We start from the raw sequence: 26,657 nt of genomic DNA, 5'->3' as shown, positions 1-26,657 counted from the left end.
TATCCGATCCATGTCCCTGTCTGCGCCCAGGGGCGTCAAAGGGCGCGTGAGTGGATTGGGCCCGTGTGGTGCAACGCTTCATTAGTCACGCATTAATGGCCAATAACTACTTTTTGCATCAAAATAGACGCATTATCGTATTGTCCTTTTAGGTGAGATAGTGCTTTATAAATGATGCAATAACGCTTGGTTTCGATGATTGGGCTTCAAGAGTGACGCATAAGGTGGATTTCTCGACGGCGTCGAGCCAAGCCATCATCGAAGCCCTGTGCCAACGGCTCGATGAAATCCGGCTCAGCCGCAATATCAGCCAGGCCGAGCTTGCCGCCGAGGCGGGCGTGTCCCGCAGCACGCTGACGCGGCTCGCCGATGGCAAGCCGATATCCCTCGATTCCTTCCTGCGCATCATGCAGGCGCTGAACCTGGCCGACCATCTCGCCGCCTTGCTCCCCGATCCGGCTGTCCGGCCTGTGGAGCGGGTCCGGCTGGACGGCGCAGAGCGCCGGCGTGCCAGCGGCAAACGCGCTGCGCCCACCGAATGGAAGTGGGGCGACGAAGGGAGCGGACAATGACGGATACTGCCCGCGTCATTCTCTGGGGCAGCGATATCGGCGCTGTCACCTGGCTTGCCGGGCGCGGCATCGGCGTCTTCCAGTACACCCCGGAATTCTCCCGGTCCGGCATCGAAGTAGCGCCCCTGATGATGCCCTTGTCCGATGCGCCCTACGAATTTCCGTCGCTGTCGCGGGAGACGTTCAAAGGATTGCCGGGCCTGCTGGCCGACAGCCTGCCGGACAAGTTCGGCAGTACACTGATCAATGCCTGGCTGTCCCGGCGCGGACGCGAGCCCGGGAGTTTCACGCCTGTGGAGCGCCTCTGCTATACCGGCACCCGCGGCATGGGCGCCCTTGAGTTCAAGCCGCTGATCAGCGAGGCGCCCACGGCCTCGCGCCCGGTCGAAATCGGGGCGCTGGTTGATCTTGCGAACCGCGTCCTCGATGACCGGATCGCGCTTGAAGGCAAGCTCGCAGGCGTCGATGACCAGCAGGCGATCGAAGACATCCTGCGGGTGGGCACCTCTGCAGGCGGCGCGCGCGCCAAGGCCGTCCTCGCCTGGAACCCGCAGACCGGTGCGTTTCGCTCCGGCCAGGCCCCGGCAGGCGGCGGCTTCAGCCACTGGCTGATGAAGTTTGACGGGGTGCACGGTAACCGGGACCGGGAAGTTGCTGACCCGCAGGGGTTCGGACGGATCGAGTATGCCTACTACCTGATGGCGCTTGATGCTGGAATCGACATGGAACTGTGCCGCCTGCACGAAGAAGGCGGCCGCGCCCATTTCATGACGAAGCGTTTCGACCGCACCGACACGGGACGCAAGCTGCACATGCAGTCGCTCGGGGCGCTCATGCATTATGACTTCAACATCGCGGGCGGTTACGCCTATGAGCAGGCGCTCCAGGCAATCCGGCGCCTCGGGCTGCCCATGGCAGATATCGAGCGGCAGGTGCGCAGGACGTTCTTCAATGTTGTCGCCCGCAACCAGGACGATCACGTCAAGAACATCGCCTTCCTCATGGACCGCAACGGGGCCTGGCGCCTCTCGCCGGCTTTTGACATGGCCTATTCCTATAATCCCTCCGGTGTCTGGACGGGCCAGCACCAGATGAGCCTCAACGGGAAGAGGGATGGGTTCGAGGCCGAAGACCTCATGACCTTTGCCGGCGTGGGCGGCGTCAAGCGGACCAGGGCGAAAGCGATCCTGTCCGATGTGTCCGCTGCGGTTCGCGCCTGGCGCCGCTTCGCGCAGGACGCAGGCGTTCCCGAAGCGGATATACTTCGCATCGCGCGCGCCCAGCGCCGTGAGCTGTTTGCCTGAAATTGCCCAAGGGCATCTTCCAGCACCTGTGCCGGGCGCCCGGCGTCTCCAGTCATCCCGCTTGCGGAGGCGTTCCCGTAAAGTGATGGCACAGCGTATCAATCACATCGCGGGCAATCCCGGCGCAGGATCGATAGTGGATGGTCTGGCCATCACGCCGGCTCTCAACAAGGCCTGCCGCACGCAGTTTGGACAGATGCTGGGAGACCGCCGACTGCGACTGGCCTGTTATCTCGGCAAGTTTATGGACAGGCAGCTCCCCGGCACTCAGGGCGCAGAGGATCATGAGCCGCGTCTCGCTCGCCATTGCCTTGAGCGTGCTTGCGGCTTCTGAGGCGCGGCTCGAGACGATTTCGAGTGCGCCGTCAAATTCATGCTTCGATCGCGTCGGCAAGCCCGTCTCCTGTGGCGGCTGGGGTATCGGTTGATGTCGGCTTGACGGGTAACCAGTCCGGGCCTCGCAAGGCAACATAAATTGCAGGGATCACGAGCACGGTCAGGGCCGTGGATGAGGCGAGCCCGAACAGAAGGGAGATTGCGAGCCCCTGGAAGATCGGGTCTGTCAGGATCACGGCGGCCCCGATCATGGCGGCCACGGCCGTCAGTACGATCGGCTTGAACCGGATCGCGCCCGCGTCCAGAAGCACGTCCCGCAAGGGCGTGTGATCATCGCTCCTGTGCCGGATGAAATCCACCAGGAGGATGGAGTTGCGCACGATGATGCCGGCCAGGGCGATGAAGCCGATCATTGATGTCGCCGTGAAGGCCGCGCCGAACAGCCAGTGACCGATCATGATGCCGATGAGCGTCAGCGGAACGGGCGTCAGGATGATGAGCGGGACACGGAACGTGCCGAACTGGGCAACCACGAGGATATATATCCCGATCAGCGCGACACCGAAGGCGAGGCCCATGTCACGGAAGGTTACATAGGTCACTTCCCATTCGCCGTCCCACAGCAGGCTGGTGCGCGTTTCATCTGCTGGCTGACCATAGAGGCTGACCGAGGGCATCTCGAGGCCTTCAGCCGCCCAGTCGAATGCCTTGATGCGAGCTTCGATCTCGAACATGCCGTAAATCGGCGCTTCAAAGCGTCCGGCGAGTTCGCCAAGGACCATGTCGGCAAAGTGGCCGTCGCGCCGGAATATGGTGAGGGATCCGGCTTCCTCATGCAGGTCCACGAGTTCGCCGAGTTCTGCGGGTGACGCATCTGTCCCGGCAAGCCGGCGCGGCACCGGCGTTGCTGCCGTCTGCTGCGACCAGCTGCGCTCCGAGCGCGGCAGGTAGACACGGATGTTGAGCGGGTCACGGCCCTCGCCGCGCGGCGAGACGCCGACTGTCTGTCCGTGAAAGGCCAGGTTGATCGTGTCGAGAATGTCGGACTGCAGCACGCCGGCATCAGCAGCGCTCGGCTCGTCTATTCCGAAGGTCAGGCGCGGCGCAGACTCCCCGATCGAATTGTCGACGTCGACGATGAAGTCGGTCTCGACGAAAAACTGTTCGATGATGGCCGCTGTCTTGCGACGTGCTTCAGGCGTCGGGCCGTAGATTTCGGCCATGAGGGTTGAGATGACGGGAGGGCCGGGAGGCACTTCGACCACTTTCACCCGTGCGCCTTCCGGCAGGGGCACGCCCGACACACGCTCGCGCAGTTCCAGCGCAATCTCATGGCTCGCACGGCTGCGCTCTTCCTTCTTGGTGAGGTTCACCTGGAGGTCTCCGAGCTCCGGGCTGGCGCGCAGGAAATAGTGGCGTACGAGGCCGTTGAAATTGAACGGCGCAGCCGTGCCGGCATAAGCCTGTATCGTCTTCACTTCCTCGACGGGCGCAATCGCGTCCGCCAGTGCCAGCAGCGCACGCTCGGTATCTTCAAGCGCGGCGCCTTCCGGCAGGTCGACGATGACCTGGACTTCGGACTTGTTATCGAAGGGGAGCAGTTTGACAGGTACGGCCCGCGTAAAGAACAGCGACAGCGACAGGAGCGTTGCGACCCCCACCACAATCAGGAATGTCCAGGCATTCTTCCGGGACGCGACCACGGGTGATGCAATCCGGCGGTAGAAGCCGCTAAGGCGTGTCTCGCCTGCGTGCGCGTGTTCTCCGCCGCTAGCCGGCGCGCTGCTGACGATTTTCATCATCAGCCAGGGCGCGATGCCGACCGCAACAAAGAAGGAGAAAACCATGGCCGCCGACGCATTCGCCGGAATGGGCGCCATGTACGGGCCCATCAGTCCGGATACGAACATCATCGGCAGGAGCGCCGCGATCACGGTCAGGGTGGCGATGACGGTCGGGTTGCCGACTTCGGTGACCGCGTCGATGGCGGCTTCGGTGCGTCCGCGCCCATCGTTCATGGCCCAATGTCGGGCGATGTTCTCGATGATCACGATGGCATCGTCGACAAGAATGCCGATGGCGAAGATCAGCGCGAACAGGCTCACCCGGTTGATGGTGTAGCCCATCATTATCGACGCAAACAAAGTCAGCAGGATGGTTGTCGGAATGACAATCAGCGTCACGAGCGCCTCACGCCATCCGATGCTGAACGCGATCAGAACCACGATCGAGACGGTTGCGAGCCCGAGATGGAACAGGAGTTCGTTGGCCTTGTGGTTGGCTGTCGCGCCGTAGTCGCGCGTGACCTCGACGTTCACGCCTTCAGGGATCAACGGGCCTTTGAGGGAGGCCAGCCGGTCAAGGACGGCCTGCGCTACCACGACGGCGTTCGCCCCGGGGCGCTTGGCGAGGGTGACGGTCACAGCGGGCCTTGCGTCCAGGCTCCCTGTCTCATCCGGCTGGATCGTCCAGACGCGGGAATCTGTTTCGGCGCCGGTCACGCGGACATTGGCGACGTCGCTGAGATAGACGACCCGTCCGCCGGCGCCCCGGATCTGAAGGCGTTCGAGTTCATGAACCGCGTTCACGCGGTCTCCGGCCTGTATGATCAGCGACTGGCCGTCCTGGTGTGCCCGTCCCGAAGGCAGCGCAGCGGCGGCCGCAGTCACGCTCTGCACCAGGGTCTGCAAGGAAACGCCCTGCGCCGACAAGGCCTGGACATCGGGCTCGATCCGAAGTTCCAGCGCCCGCCCGCCGATCACGTCGGTCAGGCCGACATCCTTTACCTTTGTGAGTTCGTTGCGCAGCTCGTCGGCGAGCATCCGCAGGGCGGTATCGTTCCAGATGTTACCCGTCGACGCGTCCGGGGAAAGTGTCAGCGTGACGATAGGAACATCATTGATGCCGCGTCCGACCACGAGCGGCATGGGAACGTCATAGGGAATGCTGTCGAGATTCGCCCGAATCTTCTCGTGGACCCGCAGGATGGCATTGTCCGCATCCGTACCCACGGCAAATCGCGCTGTGACCAGCGCGCCGTCATCCCGGGTCTGGGAATAGACATGCTCCACATCCGGGATCGCCATCAGGATGCTCTCGAGCGGCTTTGTCACCTGCTCGACCGCGTCTGCTGCCCTGAGGCCTGGCGCCGACACCATCATGTCGACCATCGGAACCGAAATCTGCGGCTCTTCCTCCCGCGGGATCGAGAGCAGGGCGATCAGGCCAACAGCCAGCGCCGACAGAAGGAAGAGCGGTGTCAGGGGCGAGCGGATGGTCGCGCGCGTGATCCCGCCGGAAAGGTCGGTTTTCATGGGCGTTGTTCCGGCTTCTCGATCCGGTCACCCGGCTTCAGGCCCGAGAGAATTTCGAACTGCCCGGCTGCATCCACCAGCGGCGCGGCCAGGGCGACCGGTGCATCGATGAACCGTTCGCCCACCTGGACCCGGACGAAATCGACCCCGAAACGGGTCGATACATAATCCTTGGGAATCCGCACCGCACGGCGCTCTCCGACCGGCGCGAGCACGTCGACACGCTCACCGAACAGGGCCGTGAGCCCCCCCTCAACCTTGGCATCGGCGATCACCGAGCCTTGCTTCAGTTCCGGATAGATCTTGATGATCGTTGCGGTCCGGATCACGTCCGAGCGAGAGGGGAGACGCAGGGAAATCGACTCGCCTTCCGTGAGGGTCGCGGCGTGGCGTTCGGGCAGCGCGAGCCGGACAACACCGTTCACGGTTGCAAAGCTTGCCAGCACATCTCCGGGTGAGACGACGGATCCGCGGACCACATTGACATCGGTTACATGCGCATTGGCCGGCGCCAGGATACGCCCCTCTGCTTCGCGGGCCGACAGCGCGCGCCGTTCTGCCTCGGCGGACGCAAGGCTTCGCTTCAGGACATCGAGAGAGGTCTTCTCCTCATCCAGGCGGGCCCTCGGATAGAAGCCCTGTGCGAGCAGGCCCTCGTTGCGCGTGATGTCGTTTTCGGACTGCTTCACCTGCGACTTCAAGCCCTCGATGTTCGAGCCGAGCGCGGCGAGCTGGGGAGACAGGGTGCTATCTGTGACGACGGCCACAAGGTCGCCGGCTTTCACGATCTGGCCTTCCACGACATTGAGCCGGGTTACCACGCCTTGCAGCCGGGACCGGGCGGTCGCCGTGTCGCCTGCCTCGATCCGCGCAATCACCGGGCGGTAGTCAATGACGACCGATTCTTCGACCGTTATCGTTTGAGCCTGGACGAGGCCGGGGAAAGCAAACAGCAGGGCCGCCGCCGAAATCCAGCCGTGCCGCGCAATCCCGGACGAGGCGTTGGGCCTGAGGGGTGGATTGGAAGGGCTGCGAACCCGCATGTTCCTGTCCTGCTTGTTCATCGCTCACTCCCGTCAATCGAGGCTTTCACGGCCATTCCGGCAGATCGTGGCAATCTGCGCCGATCCGCAATGCGGAATTATACGTATATTATAAAATGATAAAATACGCCAAATGCATCTTACCTATCGGAGGCAATGACGTGGCAAAGATTGTGGTGCTTGGAGCGGGCCTGGGCGGCGTTATCGCCGCCTATGAAATCCGCAAATCGGTCAGACCCGAAGACGACGTGACCGTGATCAACGAAAACCCGTTCTATCAGTTTGTGCCGTCCAACCCCTGGGTCCTCGTCGGCTGGCGGGAACGGGAAGATATCGTCGTCGACCTCGCGAAGCCGATGAAGAAGCGGCATATCGAACTGGTCGTCGGCAAAGCCGAGAAAGTCGAGCCAGACAAGAAACGTGTCCGCCTCGCCGGTGGACAGGAAGTGGACTACGACTATCTCGTAATCGCCACAGGTCCTGAACTTGCCTTCGACGAGATTGAAGGTCTCGGCCCCAGCGGGCATACGCAATCGGTCTGCCATATCGACCACGCCGTGCAGGCGCACACCGCGTTCGAGGCGTTCTGCGCCGATCCAGGCCCGATCATCGTCGGCGCCGTACAGGGCGCCTCCTGTTTCGGGCCGGCTTACGAAACGCTGATGATCATCGAGACCGAACTGCGCCGCCGCAAGATCCGCGACCGCGTGCCGATGACCTACGTCACATCCGAGCCCTATATCGGGCACCTTGGCCTCGACGGTGTCGGCGACACCAAGAGCCTGCTCGAAAGCGAACTGCGCGAGCGCCATGTCAAGTGGATCACCAACGCCCGCGTGGTCAGGGCCGAGCCCGGTAAGATGATCGTGGAAGAAATGGCGGAGGACGGCAGCGTCAAGCAGCTTCACGAATTGCCGATGAAGTTCTCCATGATGCTACCCGCCTTCCGGGGTGTTGGCGCTGTGCGCGGCATTGAGGGCCTCTCCAATCCGCGCGGCTTCATCCTGACCGACAAGCATCAGCGAAACGAGAAGTATCCCGAGATCTTCGGTATCGGCGTCTGCATCGCGATCCCGCCCATCGGCAAGACGCCCGTTCCGGTGGGTGTTCCGAAGACGGGCTTCATGATCGAATCGATGGTCACGGCGACTGCGGAGAACCTCGGCCAGATCGTCCGGGGCAAAGCGCCCACACACGAAGCGACCTGGAACGCAATCTGCCTCGCCGACTTCGGCGACAAAGGTGTCGCCTTCGTCGCCCAGCCCCAGATACCGCCGCGCAATGTAAACTGGTCCGGGTCGGGAGGGTGGGTCCACACCGCAAAGGTCGGCTTCGAGAAATACTTCATCGGCAAGGTAAAGGCCGGAAAATCTGAAACCTTCTACGAAAACGCAGTGCTCGGGCTTATCAAGACACACAAGATCAAGGCGCACTGAAAGGAGCAGTGGAGATGGCTGGTGACGACAGGAGGATCCTCTGCCTTGGCTGCGGCGCCGTGAACCGGGTGCCGCCGGAGAAGACACTGCGCCACGCGAAGTGCGGCCGGTGCGCCAAGGGGCTTGCAACGCCTGAACCGGTCGACATCACGTCCGAACAGCTGGCCGCCTTGAAGTCCAGGGACACCGGGGCCTTCCTGCTCGACATCTGGGCAAGCTGGTGCGGACCCTGCCGGATGATGGCGCCGCACTATCACGCGGCGGCAGGGCGCCTCGCGGAGGAGGTGCGGTTCTTCAAACTGGATTCCGACCAGAATCAGGATGCGGCGGCAAGCCTTCAGATTCGCGGCGTGCCAACGCTGATGGGCTGGAAGGGCGGCCGGCTCGTTGCAAACCAACCCGGCGCCCAGACCGGTCCGGCTCTGGACGCCTGGATCCGTAATTCCTTCAATCTCGCCTGACTTTCAATTGATCCCATGCGGAGTAATCTCATGAACCTAGATCGTGCCGTACTTGCCTTTGCCGGCCTCGTCGTGCTTGCCAGCCTCGTGCTGGCCCACTTCGTTTCGCCATACTGGTTGCTGCTCACAGCCTTTGCCGGGCTGAACCTGCTCCAGGCGTCTTTCACGGGGTTCTGCCCTGCAGCGATGCTCTTCAAGGCGCTCGGCATCAAGTCGGGAAACGCCTTCCGCTGAAGGTCTGGGTGCGGCCTCTAGCAGGCTGGCGTTTCCGCCATCCGCGCCTTCAGTGAGCAGCAACCAGACGCGCGGCGCATCAAAGCAGGCGCCTTTCCCCGGCGCGGCTCCGGCATTTCCTCCAGGACCTGCCCGCCAGGACCATCAGCGCACTGATCGTGTCCGCGAAACCCAACCGAACTCTGACTGTCCGGTCATCTCGCGGATAATCTGCCTGACCGGGCTTCGTGCAGAACTTCGCGGCGCGAGACTATTGGCGAGGCCCAGATCCCGAAAGATCGCATTTCGTATCTGACATATGCGTGATTGTATGGATCGTCAGGCAGGTGACCCATCTGCCCGTCATCGATTGCGATCGTGGCGGTCCCCGTGCCGGGTTCATCTGTCATGGGTTTTGCGCCACGCGATCTTTGGGCAGTCAGACAGATGTCAAACATGAATTGCCGGAACAGGTTCTGACCGTATAACGGCCTTCATGAATTGGCGGTCCGTAAAATTTGACTGGAACAGGGCGCGAGCCTTCCTCGTAACGGCGGAGGAGGGGTCTCTCTCCGCGGCGGCGCGCGCGCTCGGCATGACGCAGCCGACGCTCAGCCGGCAGGTTGATGCGCTGGAAAAGGAACTCGGTCTTGTCCTTTTCGAACGTGCAGGGCGGGGGCTGTTCCTCACGCCGAGCGGTTTCGAACTCCTCGAGCACGTGCGACCCATGGGCGAGGCGGCGTCACGTGTTTCGCTGTCAGCGTCGGGCCAGTCACAAGCCATCGAAGGCAAGATCAGGATAACGGCGAGCGAAGTCTATTCTGCCTATCTCCTGCCACCCATCCTGACCAAACTGCATGCGAGTTATCCCGGAATCGAGATTGAGCTCGTAGCGTCCAATTCGCCGACGGACCTGAGGCGGCGCGAAGCGGACATTGCGATCCGCAGCTTCAGCTCTACGGATCCTGATCTCATCATCCGCAAGCTGCGTGACGACAATGCCTATCTTTATGCGGCGGAAACCTACCTGAGCCGACTGGAGGGGCTGTCGACGATGGCTGACCTGGCGCGCGCGGAATTCCTCGGCTTCTCCAACACGGACCTTCTGATGGACGGGCTCAACGCGCACGGACTGAACCTGACGAAGCGCAATTTTCCGATCACCTGCGATAGCCATTTCGTTCAGTGGGAGCTGGTCAAGCGCGGCGCGGGGATCGGTGTCATCACGGCGAACATTGGCGAGCATGAGCCGCTGGTCCGCCGCGTACTGCCCGACATGGCGCCCATCGTGGTTCCGATGTGGCTGGCCACCCACCGCGAACTGAACACCAGCAAGCGCGTGCGCACGGTATTCGATTTCCTTGCGGCAGCGCTTTCCCGGCACGGCGACCACCCACCCGTCTGAAACTCAGTAGGCGGGGGTTGTCTCGCCGCGCCGGGTCAGGTCTACGACCGCGCGCTGAGGCAGACCTTTCGTTCAGGGCATTTGTCCAGAACCCCTGCCCATATTTGTCTGAGTACTGAACAAGCACGCCGTTCGCTGTCCCGACAATGGCCGAGCAGGCGACGCCGCTATCGGCCTCGCAGCGATCCCGGACTTCCAGGATGCCCGCGTCGTAGCCCTGACTTCCGCTCCCCACCCAGGATTTTTTTCGCCAGCGTTCCACGGGCCTTGTGTCAGGCATCGCCGCGAACGCATACCTGTCGCGCACGACAGGTGTCTTCGGGAAGAAGTCTTCGGAATAGTCCACGTTCTTGTCAGCTCTGGCCGGTATGCGGCCGTTCTCAATGGTGTAGTCAATCCGGCACCCCCAGATTCCCGTTTCCTCTTCACAGAGACCGAGCGCGGCTTCCGAAAGACGATCGCTACCAGAGGAGCGGCCCGGCACGAATGGCGCCGGCAGGCATTCTTCGTATACGAAACGGCATAGGACGAAGCCGGGACAGGGAATGCCGTCAACCTGGGTGCCGGCATCCTGGCTGCACGCAAGCGGCGACGCTCCCAATGTCCTTGAGCCTGGCAGAAGAGGTCGCAGCGCCCCGGAAACTTGCAATGAACCCGCTCTCCGGAGCGGCTTGCTTGGTATTCCGTGGACGAAGAAAATCAATGAGCTGAAAAGTGAAAGGCCTTGAGGCGCCTGAAGGCATGGGCGCTCGGCCATCACGGACAGTCATGCGACCCGCCGGGACAGAGTCTGGGTTCCATTTCCCGATAGGTGCACAAAGCGTAATGCACACTGAAGGGAACATCGCTCCGCGCGCGGCGTCTATTGAGCACGAAGCACAAAGCATGGAGCTAACGATGAGCGATACCACGACACAGATTCCCGGCAGCCGCACGAAGACCTTTTCGGACAAGCCTTCCATGGCCCATGAGGCTGCAAACAGGGCCTCCGAGTTTGCAGAAACGGCCGCCGACAAGGCCGACGAAGCACTCGAGAAAGGCAAGCACATGGCAGATGTCGCCGGTGTAAAGGCCAAGGAAGCGCGCGCGCTTCTTGTTGATCAGATCCGCGAAAACCCGCTTGCGGCCGTCGGCATCGCTTTCGGCGTCGGTATTCTGATCGCCGTTCTCCGGAAGTAATCCGGTGTCCGCGATAAAGTTGCGCGTATTCACTGCTGTCGCCGGGGTCCTTCTGGGCCTCGGCGCCTTTGCGATCGCCTGTCAGGCCCTCATCGCGGCGCTCGCCAACTGGCTTGGGCCCGTCGGCGGCCTGGCGGCGGCGGCAGGCCTGCTCGCCGCCCTGTCATTCCTTGCCCTTTGGGCCGTGTCCCGGCCAAGCGAGGAAGTCGAAGAAGAAACCGAAGAGGTAAAGACTGCCGCTGCCGACATGCTCGCAGGTCTCCCGGGCGACGCCGTCATGGCCCTGATCCGCAAACATCCGACAGCTGTCGTCCTGGCAGCGCTGATGCTTGGCTATACGCTCGTTCGCGATCCGGGGCGCGCCATGCGCCAGTTGCAATCGATGGTGATGGCGGTTCTCTGATCTGACGTCTCACTGGACACAACGGGTCGCCCCGACAATCGGCGCAACCAAGGTGAAAGGCGCCGCCCTGAAAGCGGATGGCCAGCTCGCGGTTCGCCTCGACGCTGTCGGAGGCCGTCGCGGTGGTGCTGATGCCTGACCGGGTGGAGACGCTGATGGGCGGGCAGGCGCGCGCGACTGGGTCACCAACGCCTGTGTTCACCTCAACGCGGTCGGCCATTGCGAGGGCTCCACCACGGTGCCCGATGAGCGCGGAATTGCGCCGGATGACGGCGTCCTCCCGAACGAGACGTTCGCCAAGGCTGCGGCCTCCCGCGACAGGACCTGCGAACTGAAAATCCGCGACCTTGCCTGAGGTCTCGCAGGCCGGCGCCTCAGCGCGCTGCGCCGAGGGCGGCGGCTTCTTCCAGCAACAGCCAGTCCCTTGGCGGCAGGCCGAATGTCAGGTCAAGGAACATCGGCGCAATCGCCCACACGCGCGTTGAGCGCGTGTTCGACAGCACTATGATGCCGGTGTCCGTCTCCGGCACGAACATGATCTGCGCGCCATATCCGTCTACCGATCCGCCATGCGCGATCACGGTGCGGCCCGCATAGTCATAAACGCGCCAGCCGTAGGCGTAGTGCGACGCGCGCAGTCCTGGCATCACCTCCCGCATCCGCCGCGTTTCTGTCGGCGTGCTGACTTGCGGCGCGTGGATCAGGCCCAGCGCGCCCGGCGCCAGCACATCCGGCATATGCCCCAGCTGCGCCTTCGCCCATTGCGCCATGTCGCGGATCGACGCGTTCACGCCGCCCGCTGCGGGTGTGGCGTAATAGGGCGTCTTCACCTCGAGTATCGTCCAGGGGTGCGGCGGTTTCGCCGGATCGGTCTGGCGTTTGCGGGTGTGCGGCCGGGCCCAGTTGTTCGTGCGCGTCAGGCCCTCCAGGCCGTAGGAGGCCGTCTTCATGCTCAGTGGGCGGAACAAGCGCTGCTCGACCAGGCTGGCATAAGGCAGGCTGTAGGCGTCGGCCAGTGCGCGCCCCGCCAGATCATAGGTGATGTTCTGGTAGGCGTAGCAGTCCGCGGCTGGGCAGATGGATTTCACCTTCCGGAACATCGGAAGGATCCGCTCAGGTGCGATGCCTTCTTCCAGCAGGTTGTCATACGCGTTCGGCGGCAGTCCCGTCCGGTGGCTCAGGAGGTGCGCGAGCGTCAGCGACTTCTCGGCGCCGCCAGCCAGCGCCAGCTCCGGCGCGATCCCGGTCGCGGGCGCGCTCAGGGAGAGGCGTCCTTCATTGACCGCAATTGCCACCAAGCTGGACGCGAACCCCTTGGACAGCGACGCAATCCGGAACACGGTGTCCGGCGTCACCGCCTCGCCATTGCCGATTTCCGTTTCGCCATAGGTGCCGATGAACGTGATTTCGCCATTGCGCACCACGGCCACGGCAAGGCCGACGAAATCGCCGGTCTGCATCGCCTGTTCAAGGGTCGCTGCCATCCGCAGCTCCTGCACGGAGGCGACGACTTCCGGTGAGGCCAGCTGTGCGAGGCGAACCGGATTTGCCTGCGCCGCAGGCAGGCAACTTACGGCAAAGGCTGCGAGCGCGCCGGTAAGCGATTTGAGCATTGAGGTAACCTGCTTGCGATTCCCGTTGGGCTTGCGGTTAGAATCGACTCCGCGCGGTCTGTCCAGTTGAACTCTGGAAAGAATTCGGGCGCGCCGCCGCCCGTCAGGCGTCAGCCCGCACGTCCGCTTTCCGCCCGGCCATCACGCCGGCGATGATCTCGAACGAGCGGCGCCGCTTCTCCTGGTCGTACATGTCGGAGACAACCATCAGTTCATCCGCCTGCGTACGTTCCAGCAGCGCGTCGATGCCTCTGCGCACGGCGGCGGCATCGCCAATAATACTGAAGTTCAGCATCGCGGAGGCCTGCGCGCGCTCGACCGGCGTCCAGTAGGTGTCGATGTCGTCGATGGGCGGCTGGGTGAGCTTGCGCTCGCCGCGCACGAGGTTAGCAAACGACATCTGCTGCGAGGTCGCGAGATACTTCGCCTCTTCGGTCGTCTCTGCGGCGATGATGTTCACACCGATCAGAGCGTAGGGTTTCGGTAGATGTTTAGACGGGCGGAAACTGCCACGGTAGATCGCCAGCGCCTGGTCCAGCATCTGCGGCGCAAAGTGCGAGGCAAAGCCGAACGGGAAGCCATACGCTGCCGCCATCTGCGCGCCATAGAGGCTGGAGCCAAGGATCCACAGCGGCACGTTGGAATTTGATCCGGGTACAGCTTCAATCCGCTGACCCTCACGCAACGGTCCGAGCCAGGCCTGAAGCTCCAGCACGTCCTGCTGGAAATGTTCAGAGGCGGACGGATCCCGCCGCAGCGCCCGCAGCGTGTTCTGGTCGGTGCCCGGCGCCCGGCCGAGACCGAGGTCGATCCGGCCAGGATAGAGCGCCTCGAGCGTACCGAACTGTTCGGCGATCACATAAGGTGAATGGTTCGGTAGCATGATGCCGCCGGCGCCGACGCGGATCGTCTTGGTGCCCGCGGCTATGTGCGAAATCACCAGCGAGGTGGCCGCCGTCGTCACCGCCGCCATGTTGTGATGCTCAGCCACCCAGAAGCGCTTGTAGCCCAATGCTTCGGCATGCTGCGCCAGGCGCCGCGCCTCGTTCAGCGCGTCGGCGCGGGTGAAGCCTTCGCGCACACGTCCCAGTTCCAGAATGGAGAGTTCGGTCATGGGAGGTGTCCTTCGGGTGGCTTGCGGGCTGCCCATCAGATGGGGGCAACCCGGCTGCGTGCCAATAGGCTAGAATCCCGCCGGTTTCGCGAGGCCCTTCGACGACAGGCAGATCGCCTTGAACCGCGCGCCCATGTCGGCGGGGTCGATCAGTTTGCGAGCCGCGGCAAACACGGTCTCGGCGTCGTCCGGATTGGCCGCCACCAGCTGGTTCAGCCGCGCCTGCGCGCCGAGGCCGAGCAGGAACATGCCTTGCGGCGCCGGCCCCGCCACATCGAGGCCGCCGGCCGCTGCGAGGCGTGCCAGCCGCCCGAAATCCACGTCCACCGTCAGGTCACTCATCCCCGGAGTCTCCAGTGGGCTCACCTGCCGCCCGTCGCGGAAGGCGCGCAGCGTATCGCCCGGCGCGCGGTCATCCGGCCCGTAATCGATAAACAGCGCCCGTACCGGCGCCGCACGCGAAACCAGATCAGCCACCACCAGGTCCAGTCCCGCCTGCACCTCTACGACCTCGCCATCGAGCGAAGCGCCCTGCGGCGGGCGCGGCTCGTCGGCGGCAAGGCCGAACACCAGTCGGCGCTCCTCACCGAGGCCGATGACGCACTCGCGCCAACCGCCATCGGACCGGCGGAACTGGCGCGCGGGCAGGCAGTCCAGGTACTCGTTCGCCACGATCAGCGCCGGCCCGGCCGGCACTTCGGCCAATGTCCGGGCAAACTGCGGCGACAACGGCGCGAACATCTCTCCCAGCGTGCGTTTCAGAACCGCGCTCGGCTCCACGAAGACAAGGCGCGCGGCGTCCGCGAAGGCTTTGCCACCGGCAGCGCCGGCCACCCGCAGCGCGTCGAGCATCAGCTGCCCGCGTCCCGGGCCGATCTCGACCAGCTGGAAGGTCTCGGGCGTGCCGATCGCCCGCCACTCGTGGACCAGCCAAAGGCCGATCAGCTCGCCGAACACCTGGCTGGTCTCCGGTGCGGTCGTGAAGTCCCGCCCGATGCCCGGCCGGACGGCATAGTAGCCGTCCTGCGGATCGTGAAGGGCAATCTGCATGAAAGTGGAGAGGGGAATCGGGCCGCCTGTCTCGATCAGGCGCACCAGCCGGTTTTCAATCGTCATGGCTCACTCAGTTCCCTTCGACGCGTTTCAACGCGCTTTTGCGGGGACGAGATAGGCCGCACCAAAGATGCCGGCCAGCAGGATCAGCACCCAGCTCGCCATGGTCCCTAAATCATGGAACGCCGCATCCCGGCCAATCCAGTGCAGACCGACATGCGCGACTGCGAAGACGCACGTGCCATAGCGGATCGAGGACCTGTAGGTGCTCTGCGCAATGAAAAGGAGGCCGATCACGACCGGGATGTGGCCCCACATGTAGATCATCTGTTCAAGATGGGAGAAGGCGCTGAACGGGTCCGGCGCCATCACCATTCGCATGATCGAATCCAGCTCATGCGTGATCAGGCACGCTGCCGTGAGCTTGTAGAGGCTATCCGCTCGCATCTGGCGCCTCCCCCGGGATCGCGCGTTGTGACTAGGTAGTTTTACTTATCAACGAATTTTATACGCGCTTTTCCTTCTGTTTCAAGGCGTTCCAGATCAGCCAGGCGCCGCCCACCCACATCGGCACGGAGAGGATCATCCCCATGGTCAGCCATTCCGGCAATCCGCTGACAAAAGCGTCGGGCTCCCGGAAGTTCTCGGCGACCGACCGGCCGACGCCGTACATGATCAGGAACAGACCGGCCACGAGGCCAGGCCGCTTCAGTGCGCCGAACTTCCAGATCAGGATCGACAGCACGATCAGCGGCAGCCAGCCTTCGAGGACCGATTCATAAAGCTGGCTCGGGTGGCGCGCCATTTCATTGCCCGCATAAACCCACTTGTCGGTGTCCCAGTTGAAGGCCGGCGGGGTTGAGCCCGGCACATAGCCTTCCGGAAAAACCATCCCGACCGGCGCGTCCGTGTGCCGGCCATAGAGTTCTGCATTGGTGAAGTTCGCGATCCGCACGAGGCCGATGCCGATCGGCGCCGTCACCCCGGCAATGTCGCCGACGGAGAGCAGCCGCACACCGCGCTTCGCCGCAAAGAACCACAGGACGACGGCGACGCCCAGGATGCCGCCGTGGAAGGCCATGCCGCCGTCCCAGATCCGTATGACCGTCAGCGGGTCCGCGGCCAGCGTCTCCATCTGGTAGGGGACCATGTAGAACAGGACATAGCCAAGCCGGCCGCCGAGGATGATGCCGATGATGATCCAGAACATCAGGTCGTCGAGACCGTCCTGGTTCAGCGGAGCCTTGCCGCCCCACAGGCTCTCGCGTTTCAGCAGCTGCGAGCCGTACCACCAGGCCCCGCCGATGCCGGCGATATAGCCGAGCGCATACCAGCGCAGATGGAACTCACCGAGGCCAATGAACCCGAGATCGAAGGAAACCAGCGCCGGGCTCCATTCGGGGAAGGTGAGGACGGCCTGGGTAAGGTAAACGCCCATCATCGTCAGCAGTTCGGTCATGCGGCGTCTTTTCCCTGTCTGGCCGGCGCCTTATCTGATAGGCGATCCGGCATTCCCGGCGCGAAGGAGTAGCCGCATGGCAGGCACAAATCCACTGCTCGATGACATCGCCAGCCTGATGACCGGCGCACTCGGCGCCGCCCGCGCAGCGGGCGAAGAAGCCAAAACCGCCGCGCAGGCGCGCGTGCGCGCCCTGATTGCCGACATGGATCTTGCCGGACGCGACGAAGTGGAGGCCCTCAAGGCCATCGCGACTGCCGCGCTGGACCGGGTTGAAACCCTCGAGGCGCGCATCGCCGCCCTCGAAGCGGGGCAGGCGAATTCCACGAAATCCTGATCCCCCACTGCGCAACCCCATGGACAAGCCCCGGGCCGCCCGATTTGTTCGGAGGTGGATTTGTCATACGAATCCCGCGCCAATCACGTTAACCCAGATGCGGAGGCCTCCGAATGAGCCTTGACCTCGATCGCAGCCAGGACTTCGACATCGACCCGCTCGATCTCGTGGAAGTCGTGCTCGAAGCCGCCAACTGGCCCTACGAGCGCGACGAGGAAGGCACCCTGCAGGTCGTCGCCGAAACGCGCTGGGGCGACATGGGCGCCCTGTTCGCCTACCGGCCGGAGCCGTCCGCCATCCATTTCTCCCTGACGCTCGACGTGAAGGCCATGGCCGCCAAGCGCAGCGCCATCGCCGAGCTCGTGATGCTCGCCAACGAGCGCCTCTGGGTCGGCCACTTCGATTTCTGGTCGGACGACGGGGTCATCATCTTCCGCTACACTTTCCCGATGGAAGGCCGCGAGGAAGTCACGCAAGGCGAGGTCCGCGCTGTCCTGGCGGCCGCCGTAAGTGCGGCCGACCGGTTCATGCCGGCCTTCAACTTCCTTGTCTGGGCCGGCAAGTCGCCGCGCGAAGCCATCGATGCGGTGATGTTCGAAACCCACGGCGAAGCCTGAGGCCGGGGTGGCTGGCGCGCCATCCCTTGTCCTGTTCGGCGCCGGGCGCATGGGCGCTGCCCTTGCGCGCGGCTGGCTGAAGGCCAAGCCGAAACGCGTCATCACCGTTATCGAGCCAAATCCTTCAGCGGACGTCTCTGCCTGGGCCGAAGCGGGCAAGATCCGTCTCAACGCGCCTCCGGCGCCGGCCGCAATCCTTGTCCTCGCGGTCAAGCCGCAGGCCTTCTCCGGCATCGCTGAAGCCGCCTCTGCTTTTGTCGGCCCCAAGACGCTCGTCGTCTCGATCATGGCGGGGGTGCGCATTGCGCAGATTTCCCGCCGCCTCGGCACCGCCCGCGTCGTGCGCGCCATGCCCAACACGCCGGGCGCCATCGGGCAGGGGATCACGGTCTTCTCCGCCGCGCCGGGCCTCGCCGCCGCCGACCTTGAAACCACCCGCGGCCTGCTTGAGCCGCTGGGCGATGTCCACGGACCCGTGGACGAGCAGATGATGTCCGCTGTCACGGCCCTTTCGGGAAGCGGCCCCGCCTATCTCTTTCTCCTCGCCGAGACGATGGCCGAGGCTGGCGAGTCCGAAGGCCTGCCGCGCGAACTCGCCCAGCGCCTTGCCCGCCGCACCGTCGAGGGCGCCGCTGCGCTGATGGCGATGAGCCCCGACAGCCCCGAATCCCTCCGCCGCGCGGTTACTTCCCCCGGCGGCACCACCCAGGCAGCCCTTGACATCCTCATGGACACGGGTGGGATGCCGAGGTTGCTTAGAGACGCCCTGCGCGCCGCCGCCACCCGCGACCGGCAGCTGTCAAAGGAGGCGGACTGAAACCCCGGGAGGCCCGCCTTGGCGGCTGCTGAAAAGATCATCGAAAAAGGGCTGAAAGCCGCCCTTGACCTCGCCGCGTCGCGGCCATGGTCCGATATTCCGCTCACGGACATCGCGGCCAAGGCGAAACTCTCTCTTTCCGATTTCCATGGCGTCGCCTCGCGCGAGGATCTGGTCGAGGCGCTGGACGGGTATTTCGACAAGGCCATGTCCGCTGAAGGCGTGCCGGATGAGGCCTCGCCGCGCGAGCGATTGTTCGATGTCATCATGCTGCGTTTCGAAGCAATGGAGCCATACCGCGCGGGCCTCGTGAACATCATGAAGTTTCGCGAGACCTCGCTCACCCATGTCGTGCGCCTTCCGAACCACCGCCATGCCAGCGCCGCCTGGGCGCTCGCCTCGGCGGGTCTCGACCATGATGGCGGCGCCCCCGCCAGCCTCAAGCGCATCGGCATCGCCCTCGTCATCGCGCAGGCCGAACGCGCCTGGCGGCGCGAGACCAGCGGCGATTTCGCCCTCACCATGGCCGCGCTCGACAAGGGCCTGCGCCGAGCGGAAGACCGGCTCGGCCAGTTCCGCCGCTTCACCGGCCGTGGACCGGACAATCAGAAAACAGAGGAAAAGCCCGCATGAGCCGTCCCGGTCTCGACACCCATCCGCTGGAACTGAAAGCCGACTGGTTCAACCAGCTGTTCGGCGAGATTGGCATCGACGGCGAAGTGCGCAGCCTCACCTCGAAATCGATCGGCACTGGGCAGATCGGCGAGAATGTCCGCTTCGTGTTTGATTATGCCCGCGCGGGCCCGGGCGCACCGAAGACGCTGGTGGGCAAGTTCCCGTCCGCCAACGAGATCAGCGTTGCTACGGCCAAGATGCTCAATCACTACAAGCGGGAAGTGATGTTCTATCGCACCTTCCCGAAAGTCGCCGGCCGCATCACGCCGGATGCGCTGTACACGGACTATGATCCTGAGACCAATCGCTTTGCGCTGATCATGGAAGACATGTCGCCGTCGGAGCAGGGTGACCAGCTGAAAGGCTGCGGCCTTGAAGAGGCAAGGCTCGCCATGGAGGCGGCCGCCGTACTGCATGCTGCGCATTGGGAAGACCCGGTGCTGGATGAGCATGACTGGCTGCAGGGCTCCGCCAAGGCGCCGCCGCCGGGCCTCAGTCCGGAAATGGTCGCCGGGCTCTGGACCGGTTTCAAGGAACGCTACGCGGCCCATATCAACGCCGAGCAGATCGAGGTGGGCGATGCCTATGCGGCGAGCCTGCCGAAATGGGGCGAGACCTATCAGGGCCCGTACGCGCTGACCCATTCGGATTACCGGCTCGACAACATGCTGTTCGGCCAGCCGGGCGCGAAGAAGCCGCTCGCCGTCGTCGACTGGCAGACCGCCGGCAAGGGCGCGCCCGCCAATGACGTCGCCTATTTTATTGGCGCTGGCCTGACGCGCGAGGAGCGCCCGAAGCATGAGAAGGCGCTGCTGCGCCACTATCACGACCGCCTGAAAGCCGAAGGCATCACCAGCTACAGCTTCGATGATCTCTACACTCACTATCGCTGGTTTGCCTTCTACGGCATCTCGGTCGCCTTCGCCGCAGCCATGATCGTCAAGCAGACCGAGCGCGGTGATGAGATGTTCCTCACGATGCTGCGCCGCCACTCGGCGCAGATCCACGACAACAACAGTCTGGACTTGCTGAAGTCGCTGGTCTGACGGAAGCCCGCTGATCTTCCGCGCTCGCACGCCTGAGTGGTTGCCTGGTCCAAACCTTTCCAGAAACTGGCACCAAAACCCTGAACACGGCGCCTTTTGGGCCCATTCGGCGCGATTGTGCCGGGCCGGAACAGGTTTCCAAACATCCTCCTAACGGGGGCGCCCAAACTCATCTTGCAAGGCAAGGCCGGGCTTAAACCGCCTCGTGTAGGGTCTGGTTCATACGGCCCGCAGAAGCGGGGCGGAAACGTAATGACCGTGAAGTGGTTTTGAACATGAACATGCAGAATGCACGCCCGATGAGCGTCAAGGGCCCGGACGGGCAGACCCTCACGCTGGCCGACCTTCCCTCGCCCGGCATCTCCCGCTGGGTCACCCGCCGCAAGGCCGAAGTGGTTGCCGCCGTCCAGGGCGGTCTCCTGACCCGCGAAAGCGCCTGTGAACGCTACAATCTGACCGACGAAGAGTATGATGCCTGGGAGCGCCTCTACGCCCGCCACGGCGCCAAAGGCCTTCGCACCACGCGCCTGCAGCAGTACCGCCGTTAACGCGGCGTTTGCCTTGTTAAACCTGCCTTAAGGCGGGCCTTCTAGCTTTCCGGGAATCTGCCGGCCCTCGTGGCCGGCCCCGGAGGGCTAAATGGCGTTGGGCAACAGCACGGCAGCGGCAACGGGAGGGTACATGCGCCCGCTCGCGATGCTGGCCTGCGCGCTGGCCCTTTGCCTGCTCTGCTGGCGCGGTGCAGCGCTGCTGACCGGGCCGGGCACACCGGCCTCTGCCAGCCCCGCTGAAGCCGCCCTAGCGGACGTCCTCGCCCCTGTCGCCGGGCCGGGCCTCTCCCGTCTCAGCGTCACCTTCAATGCCGAAGGCGGGCGCACTGTTCTCCTGCTTGTCGATGACCGCGCCGGCGACCGCCTGCCGGAGCTGCAGCGCATCGCGCCGCTCGCAGCTGGCCTCATTCCCGAGCGCGGCGACAGGCTGGTCATCGAAACCGTTACCTTTGCCGAAGGCCTGCCGGGCCGCCCCGACGCGGCCGCCTGGGCCGAACTCGGGGGCCTCGGCGCGCTCGTCCTCATCGCCGGCGCGCTGGCTTTCCTTTCAGGCCGCGCAGCGCCCCAGCCGGTGCCGGTCGCGCAGATACTGCCTGCGCCGCAAGCCGAAGAGCGCCTGCGCGACGCGCCGCGCCCGGTGCGTCCCTTGCCCGCCGCTCCGCCGCCCTCGACCGGGGCCGTTGACATGGCCCGCCGCGATCCCGCCCGCGCCGCCGCCGTGGTGCGGGGCTGGATGAGCGCCAGGGATGACAATACATGAGCGCGCTAGCCAAACAGTCGGCGCCGCTGGCGCCCGGTCTCGCCCGCTCGGCCAGGCTGATGCGCGCGCTGGGGCCGGACGCCGCCCCAATCTGGGCGGAGCTTGATCCGCAGGAGGCCGCCGAACTCAGCGCCGCGATGGACCGGCTGGCCGATGATCCGTCGGCGGACAATGACGCGCTGCGCCGCTTTACCGAAACCCAGCGCGCGACAAGCGGCGCAGGCGTCTGGGCCGAGCTTTCGGTGCTGGAGACATCTGCGCTGGCCGCCTTGCTGCGCCACGAGCGTCCGCAGGTCGCCGCGCTGATCCTATCGCGCCTTTCAGGCGACGCGGCGGCAAAACTGCTGCGCGTGCTGCCGCCGTCCCTGTCCATCGAGACGATGCAGCGGCTGCTGCATCTGGGCGATGTCCACCCCGCCGCCATGGCAAGCCTTGAACAGCATCTCAAGGGCCGGGTCGCCTCGCTTGCCCGCGAGGGTGGCCGCGCCGGATTCGAACGCATTGCCCGCATCTTCGACCGGCTCGACCCGCGCGCCGGAACGCTGTTCCTGGCGGCGCTGGAGAAGTCGGAACCCGGCACGGGCGAGAAGATCCGTTCGCTGATGTTCACCTTCGATGATCTCGCAGCGCTCGGCGCAGGCGGTATGCAGACGTTGCTTGCTGCAGCGGACCGCGCTGTGCTGATCACCGCGCTCAAGGGCGCGAAAGAGGCAACGACCGCTGCCTTCTTCGCCAACATGACGTCGCGCGCCGGAGACCTGCTGCGTGAGGAGATGGCTGCGCTCGGTCCTGTGCGCCTGAGCGACGTAGAGGCCGCCCGTGGCGAGCTGGTGGAACTTGCCCGCCAGATGATCGCGCGCGGCGACCTGAGCGCGGGCAAGCGCGCGCCGGATGATGAGTTGATCGAATGACAGAGCGTGCTGTGAAATCCGTTTCGGCGTTTGACTTCCGGGCTGATTTCGGACCGCAGGTGGAGGATGTCGCAGCCGATCCTGCGCGTGTGAGCTTTACCGGCGAGGAGGTTGCCGCCCTCATCACGCAGGTGCGCGTCGAGACGCTTGCCGAAGTGGCCAAGATCAAAAGCGAGACAGAAAGCGAGCGGCTCTCTGCCGTGACCGCCGAACTTACGCAGGCGCTCGACGAGATCACTGAGGTAATGCGCCTCATTGCGTCTTCGCAATATCATGCAACAACCGAAGCGCGCCTGCGCAGCCTCATCGACGGCGCGGCGGCACGAATTGCCGGCGGGCAGGGCGACCTGTTTGCCGAGATTGGACAAGGCCCGAAATGACCGAACCGACCAACCCGGCTTTCCACCGCATGCTGATGGATGTTCCCGTGCGCGTCGAGGTTGTCCTCGGCGAGGTCCGCATGACGATGGAAGAGCTGATGGCGCTGTCGCCCGGCGAAGTGCTGACGATGGAAAAGCAGACCGGCGAACCGGTGGATATCTACGTCTCCGGACGCCTGATCGCACGCGGCAAACTGGTCGTGGCGGACGGGGAACTGGGTGTGACGCTGACCGAGATCGTCGATAGCCGCGCGGTGGCCTGACAGGCGTCTGAATTAGTTACATCTGGAACTAATTTGGCATCCGGCCTATACTGGCCGCATGGACACTGCCTTTGCCAAGAATCGCTATCACGGCGCGCCGCGCGCGCCCGATTTCACCATTGACCAGGCGTGGGAGAGCTATAGCGCGGCCGAGCATGACCGCTGGGACCGATTGTTCCGCCGCCAGTGCGAGGTGACGAAGGGGCGCGCCTGCGCCGCGGCGCTAGCGGCGATGGACACGCTGGAGCTGTCGCCCTCTGGCATCCCGCACATGGGGCGCCTGTCGGACCGGCTGGAGAAACTGACCAGATGGCGCATCGTGCCGGTCGCGGAGCTGGTGCCGGACGAGATTTTCTTTGACCACCTCGCCAACCGCCGCTTCCCGGCGGGGGCCTTCATCCGGCCGGAAGCCGAGTTCGACTATCTTCAGGAACCGGACATCTTCCACGACATCTTCGGCCATGTGCCGCTTCTGGCGAACCCGGTGTTTGCGGATTTCATGGAGGCTTATGGCAAGGGCGGCCAGCGAGCGATGAAGCTCGGCCAGCTGCACAACCTGGCCCGACTGTACTGGTATACGGTGGAGTTCGGGCTTATTCAGGAGGCGGACGGTCTGCGCATCTACGGCGCGGGCATCCTCTCCAGCCCGCAGGAGACCGTGTTCGCGCTGGAGGACACCAGCCCCAACCGGATCGGCTTTGATCTGAAACGCCTGATGCGGACGAAATACATCATCGATGATTTCCAGCAGACCTATTTCGTCATCGACAGTTTCGAGGCGCTTCTGGAAGCCTGCTACCAGGACTTCGGGAACGTGTATGCCGAGGTGAAGGGCGAGCCGGACTTCGAGGCACACGACGTGGCAGCCGGCGACCGGCTGATGACGCGCGGGAGCCTCGCCTACTTCCAGGCCGGCGGGCGCAAAGGCTGACCGAGATTCCGTACCGGTATTTCCCCTGACCGGCGTGCCCAGCGGGCGCGCGGACGCAGATCAACAAGCAGCCGCGACGCGCGGGAGTTCGGCGCGCCGGGAAAGGGCCATGGCGGATCCCCGGATGGCCGGGTTCAGCCCAGCGACCGTGGGCGCTGACATAGGCCGGATGATCTGCGGGACGTTCCGGCCGATCGTTGTGGCCTGAAGGCGACACTTTCTGGCCCTGGCGTACAAAACGCCGCATGTGAATGAGAATGAGTTGCAAATAGCATTCGGGCCTGATACCGGCGAATGAGAAACGTTCGCAGTTAAGGGTTCGCCTGCATGACCACCTCACATCGCGCCAGACCTCTTGGCGGGCAAAGGCTTTCTGTTCGCCTGCTGGGCTGTGCCGCCACGCTCAGCCTCGGTTTTGCCACCAGCCTTCCTGCCGTCGCCGAGGAAGAGGCCGATGCGCCGAAGCGGCAGGAGACAGTCTACGTGTACGGCGCCCGCACCGGCTATGCCGAGGACGAGTCACGCGGCGCAACCAAGACCGATACGCCGATTGTCGAAATCCCGCAGGCGATGACGGTGATCACCGGAGACCTGATGCGCGATCAGGCAATGACAGGCGTTGGCGAAGCCCTGCGGTTCGTGCCGGGCGTCACGGTGGCGCAGGGCGAAGGCCACAGGGATGCGCCGGTGCTGCGCGGGAACACCACGACGGCAGACTTCTTCGTCGACGGCGTTCGCGATGATCTCCAGTATTTCCGCGATGTCTACAACACCGACCGGATTGAAGTGCTGAAAGGGCCGTCGGGCCTTGTCTTCGGGCGCGGGACGGGCGGCGGCGTGATCAACCGCGTGTCGAAGCAGGCCGATGGCGAGCGCACGCGGGCGGTGACGCTGGGCATCGGTTCATTTGGATATGCGCGGGCAAGCGGGGACATTGGCGGTGCGCTCACGGACGGGGTCGATGCGCGGATCAATGCGCTTTACGAGCAGGCCGACAGCTACCGCGAAAGCGTTTCCAGCGAACGCTATGGCATCGCACCGAGCGCGGCGTTCGCGCTGGGTGCGAAAACATCTCTTCGTCTTTCAGCGGAGCATTTTGTCGACGAACGCGTGACGGACCGCGGCGTGCCATCGATCAATGGGCGGCCCTATGAAGCGTCCGAAAAAGCGTTCTACGGCAATCCGGACCTGAGCCCGAGTGATGTGACCGTCAATTCTCTGACGGCCGTTCTTGAGCATGAATTTTCGGATGCGTTGAAGCTGCGCACGACAGTGCTCTACGGCGACTACGACAAGTTCTACCAGAATGTCTTTGCCGCGAGCGCCGTGAGCGCGGCCAACGGCGCCGTGCAGCTGGCGGCTTACAATTCGCTGACCACGCGCGAGAACCTGATCGGGCAGACAGATCTGATCTGGGAGGGCGAGTTTGCGGGTCTTGAGCATACACTCCTGCTCGGCGTTGAAGCCGGGCTGCAGGAAAGCGAGAACCTGCGTATCGAAGGGCAATTTCCTGCCTCCGGCGGACTTGAGCGGCTGACCGTGTCGGTGGCCGACAGAGGGCAAACCGCGTCTGCCGTGTTTGGACGCGTGTCGCGTGACAACCTGAATGACCTCAACCTTCTGGCGGTCTATGCGCAAAACCAGGTGAAACTGACAGATCAGTTCCAGGTGATCGCAGGCGTAAGGTTCGATCGTTTCGATTTTGAATTCGACAACCGGATGGGTGCGGATGCGGCGCGTACGGACGAATTCGTTTCCCCGCGCCTTGGTCTGGTTTACGAACCGATCGGTGAACTGGCCTTCTATGCCAGCTGGGCCCAGTCCTACCTGCCGCAGTCAGGCGAGCAGTTCGGTAACCTGACGCCGACATTGGCAGACTTTGAGCCGGAAGAGTTCGAAAACACCGAGGTTGGTATCAAGTGGCAGCCTTCGCAGGAACTCCTCCTGACCGCCGCCATGTTCCGCCTCGATCGCACCAACACTCTGGCGCCGGGGCCGGCGGCCGGCGTGTCCGTGCTGACCGGCGCGCAGCGCAGCGAAGGCCTGGAGCTGTCGCTGCAAGGTGAAGTCCTTGACGGCTGGGATGTGGCGGCCGCCTATGCCTGGCAGTCGGCGGAGATTACCAAGACGACCAGCGCGGCGCCGGCAGGCAGGGACGCGCCGCTGGTGCCGGAGCAGAGTGCCAGCATCTGGAACAAGGTGCGCACGACAGACCGGCTTGATCTCGGCCTCGGGCTGGTCTGGCAGGATGACCGGTTCGCCACGATCTCCAATGCCGTTGTGCTGCCTGCATTTACCCGCCTTGACGCCGCAGCCTATTATCAGCTTACGGACGATCTGTCGCTCCAGCTGAATGTCGAGAATCTGACGGGCGAGCTGTATGCCGTGAGTTCGCACAATGACAACAACATCACGCTGTCTGCTCCGCTGACGGCCAAGGTGACCCTCAGCGCCCGGTTCTGAC

General features: G+C 64.0%; 28 protein-coding genes. 20 read left to right on the top strand and 8 right to left on the bottom strand.

Features of this window, described 5'->3' with window-relative positions; genetic code table 11:
* Nucleotides 1-212: 212 nt before the first annotated feature.
* Both Q0C17_RS15440 and Q0C17_RS15435 read left to right on the top strand, forming a co-directional pair.
* Nucleotides 213-572: a helix-turn-helix transcriptional regulator gene (locus Q0C17_RS15440; protein ID WP_291208161.1), complete on the top strand. Its 360-nt coding sequence runs from the start codon at nt 213-215 to the stop codon at nt 570-572.
* Complete coding sequence (locus Q0C17_RS15435) at nt 569-1,876, top strand: type II toxin-antitoxin system HipA family toxin (RefSeq protein ID WP_291208159.1); 1,308 nt, start codon at nt 569-571, stop codon at nt 1,874-1,876. Before Q0C17_RS15440 ends, Q0C17_RS15435 begins: the two co-directional genes overlap by 4 nt.
* A gap of 52 nt (nt 1,877-1,928) precedes the next feature.
* Here Q0C17_RS15435 and Q0C17_RS15430 read toward each other — a convergent pair whose 3' ends face one another.
* Genes Q0C17_RS15430 through Q0C17_RS15420 form a run of 3 tightly spaced genes read right to left on the bottom strand, consistent with a single transcriptional unit; the run spans nt 1,929 to nt 6,590 of the window.
* On the bottom strand, nt 1,929-2,270 hold the full coding sequence (locus tag Q0C17_RS15430; protein WP_291208157.1) for a metalloregulator ArsR/SmtB family transcription factor: 342 nt from the start codon (nt 2,268-2,270) through the stop codon (nt 1,929-1,931).
* Nucleotides 2,248-5,526, bottom strand: coding sequence for an efflux RND transporter permease subunit (locus Q0C17_RS15425; RefSeq protein ID WP_291208155.1), 3,279 nt, complete (start codon nt 5,524-5,526; stop codon nt 2,248-2,250). The genes Q0C17_RS15430 and Q0C17_RS15425 overlap by 23 nt, the downstream gene beginning before the upstream one ends.
* Nucleotides 5,523-6,590, bottom strand: a complete 1,068-nt coding sequence (locus Q0C17_RS15420; RefSeq protein WP_291208153.1) for an efflux RND transporter periplasmic adaptor subunit — start codon at nt 6,588-6,590, stop codon at nt 5,523-5,525. Before Q0C17_RS15420 ends, Q0C17_RS15425 begins: the two co-directional genes overlap by 4 nt.
* 140 nt (nt 6,591-6,730) lie before the next feature.
* On the opposite strand from Q0C17_RS15420, the gene Q0C17_RS15415 reads away from it, so the two are divergent.
* The 6 genes from Q0C17_RS15415 to Q0C17_RS15390 all read left to right on the top strand — a co-directional run bounded on the left by Q0C17_RS15415 (nt 6,731) and on the right by Q0C17_RS15390 (nt 11,666).
* Entirely contained in the window at nt 6,731-8,005 is a 1,275-nt protein-coding gene (locus Q0C17_RS15415) for an FAD/NAD(P)-binding oxidoreductase (RefSeq protein WP_291208151.1), read from the top strand.
* Between the two features lie 14 nt (nt 8,006-8,019).
* Nucleotides 8,020-8,466, top strand: coding sequence for a thioredoxin domain-containing protein (locus tag Q0C17_RS15410; RefSeq protein ID WP_291208149.1), 447 nt, complete (start codon nt 8,020-8,022; stop codon nt 8,464-8,466).
* Between the two features lie 15 nt (nt 8,467-8,481).
* The gene (locus Q0C17_RS15405) at nt 8,482-8,700 is read left to right on the top strand and encodes a DUF2892 domain-containing protein (protein WP_291208147.1); all 219 of its coding nucleotides are present in this window, start codon (nt 8,482-8,484) and stop codon (nt 8,698-8,700) included.
* Between the two features lie 475 nt (nt 8,701-9,175).
* Complete coding sequence (locus Q0C17_RS15400) at nt 9,176-10,084, top strand: LysR family transcriptional regulator (protein WP_291208145.1); 909 nt, start codon at nt 9,176-9,178, stop codon at nt 10,082-10,084.
* Between the two features lie 897 nt (nt 10,085-10,981).
* Nucleotides 10,982-11,263, top strand: a complete 282-nt coding sequence (locus Q0C17_RS15395; protein ID WP_291208143.1) for a hypothetical protein — start codon at nt 10,982-10,984, stop codon at nt 11,261-11,263.
* Nucleotides 11,264-11,267: 4 nt separating this feature from the next.
* Entirely contained in the window at nt 11,268-11,666 is a 399-nt protein-coding gene (locus Q0C17_RS15390; RefSeq protein ID WP_291208141.1) for a hypothetical protein, read from the top strand.
* A 374-nt stretch (nt 11,667-12,040) separates the two neighbouring features.
* Here the strand turns inward: Q0C17_RS15390 and Q0C17_RS15385 are convergent, their stop codons facing one another.
* The 5 genes from Q0C17_RS15385 to lgt form a co-directional block, all read right to left on the bottom strand.
* Complete coding sequence (locus tag Q0C17_RS15385) at nt 12,041-13,279, bottom strand: serine hydrolase domain-containing protein (RefSeq protein ID WP_291208139.1); 1,239 nt, start codon at nt 13,277-13,279, stop codon at nt 12,041-12,043.
* 103 nt (nt 13,280-13,382) lie between these two features.
* Nucleotides 13,383-14,393, bottom strand: a complete 1,011-nt coding sequence (locus Q0C17_RS15380; protein WP_291208137.1) for an LLM class flavin-dependent oxidoreductase — start codon at nt 14,391-14,393, stop codon at nt 13,383-13,385.
* A gap of 69 nt (nt 14,394-14,462) precedes the next feature.
* Nucleotides 14,463-15,509 carry an SAM-dependent methyltransferase gene (locus Q0C17_RS15375; RefSeq protein WP_291208136.1) on the bottom strand — a complete coding sequence of 349 codons (1,047 nt, stop codon included), beginning with the start codon at nt 15,507-15,509 and terminating at the stop codon, nt 14,463-14,465.
* Nucleotides 15,510-15,536: 27 nt separating this feature from the next.
* Nucleotides 15,537-15,893 carry a hypothetical protein gene (locus Q0C17_RS15370; RefSeq protein ID WP_291208134.1) on the bottom strand — a complete coding sequence of 119 codons (357 nt, stop codon included), beginning with the start codon at nt 15,891-15,893 and terminating at the stop codon, nt 15,537-15,539.
* A gap of 58 nt (nt 15,894-15,951) precedes the next feature.
* Entirely contained in the window at nt 15,952-16,905 is a 954-nt protein-coding gene (gene lgt, locus Q0C17_RS15365) for a prolipoprotein diacylglyceryl transferase (protein WP_291208131.1), read from the bottom strand.
* Nucleotides 16,906-16,981: 76 nt separating this feature from the next.
* On the opposite strand from lgt, the gene Q0C17_RS15360 reads away from it, so the two are divergent.
* The 12 genes from Q0C17_RS15360 to Q0C17_RS15305 all read left to right on the top strand — a co-directional run bounded on the left by Q0C17_RS15360 (nt 16,982) and on the right by Q0C17_RS15305 (nt 26,656).
* The gene (locus Q0C17_RS15360; protein ID WP_291208129.1) at nt 16,982-17,242 is read left to right on the top strand and encodes an accessory factor UbiK family protein; all 261 of its coding nucleotides are present in this window, start codon (nt 16,982-16,984) and stop codon (nt 17,240-17,242) included.
* Nucleotides 17,243-17,355: 113 nt separating this feature from the next.
* The gene (locus tag Q0C17_RS15355; protein ID WP_291208128.1) at nt 17,356-17,859 is read left to right on the top strand and encodes a YbjN domain-containing protein; all 504 of its coding nucleotides are present in this window, start codon (nt 17,356-17,358) and stop codon (nt 17,857-17,859) included.
* A gap of 7 nt (nt 17,860-17,866) precedes the next feature.
* Nucleotides 17,867-18,676 carry a pyrroline-5-carboxylate reductase gene (proC, locus tag Q0C17_RS15350; protein ID WP_291208127.1) on the top strand — a complete coding sequence of 270 codons (810 nt, stop codon included), beginning with the start codon at nt 17,867-17,869 and terminating at the stop codon, nt 18,674-18,676.
* Nucleotides 18,677-18,694: 18 nt separating this feature from the next.
* A complete protein-coding gene (locus tag Q0C17_RS15345; RefSeq protein ID WP_291208125.1) occupies nt 18,695-19,309 on the top strand; it encodes a hypothetical protein in 615 nt (204 codons plus the stop codon).
* On the top strand, nt 19,306-20,397 hold the full coding sequence (locus Q0C17_RS15340; RefSeq protein ID WP_291208123.1) for a phosphotransferase: 1,092 nt from the start codon (nt 19,306-19,308) through the stop codon (nt 20,395-20,397). The genes Q0C17_RS15345 and Q0C17_RS15340 overlap by 4 nt, the downstream gene beginning before the upstream one ends.
* Nucleotides 20,398-20,672: 275 nt before the next feature.
* Nucleotides 20,673-20,945 (top strand): DUF1153 domain-containing protein, encoded by a 273-nt coding sequence (locus Q0C17_RS15335; protein WP_291208121.1) that lies wholly within the window; start codon nt 20,673-20,675, stop codon nt 20,943-20,945.
* A 91-nt stretch (nt 20,946-21,036) separates the two neighbouring features.
* A complete protein-coding gene (locus Q0C17_RS15330; protein WP_291208119.1) occupies nt 21,037-21,708 on the top strand; it encodes a hypothetical protein in 672 nt (223 codons plus the stop codon).
* Complete coding sequence (locus Q0C17_RS15325) at nt 21,705-22,619, top strand: FliG C-terminal domain-containing protein (protein ID WP_291208117.1); 915 nt, start codon at nt 21,705-21,707, stop codon at nt 22,617-22,619. Before Q0C17_RS15330 ends, Q0C17_RS15325 begins: the two co-directional genes overlap by 4 nt.
* Nucleotides 22,616-22,999, top strand: a complete 384-nt coding sequence (locus tag Q0C17_RS15320; protein ID WP_291208115.1) for a hypothetical protein — start codon at nt 22,616-22,618, stop codon at nt 22,997-22,999. Before Q0C17_RS15325 ends, Q0C17_RS15320 begins: the two co-directional genes overlap by 4 nt.
* Entirely contained in the window at nt 22,996-23,262 is a 267-nt protein-coding gene (fliN, locus tag Q0C17_RS15315; protein WP_291208113.1) for a flagellar motor switch protein FliN, read from the top strand. Before Q0C17_RS15320 ends, fliN begins: the two co-directional genes overlap by 4 nt.
* A 58-nt stretch (nt 23,263-23,320) precedes the next feature.
* Entirely contained in the window at nt 23,321-24,193 is an 873-nt protein-coding gene (gene phhA / locus Q0C17_RS15310; protein ID WP_291208111.1) for a phenylalanine 4-monooxygenase, read from the top strand.
* Nucleotides 24,194-24,520: 327 nt separating this feature from the next.
* A complete protein-coding gene (locus Q0C17_RS15305; protein ID WP_291208109.1) occupies nt 24,521-26,656 on the top strand; it encodes a TonB-dependent siderophore receptor in 2,136 nt (711 codons plus the stop codon).
* Nucleotide 26,657: the final 1 nt, after the last annotated feature.

Source organism: Hyphomonas sp. (assembly GCF_022844445.1).
In the GTDB taxonomy this organism is placed as follows: Bacteria; Pseudomonadota; Alphaproteobacteria; order Caulobacterales; family Hyphomonadaceae; genus Hyphomonas.
The sequence above is the reverse complement of the archived record's forward strand: the minus strand, read 5'-3'. Positions and strand labels throughout refer to the sequence as shown.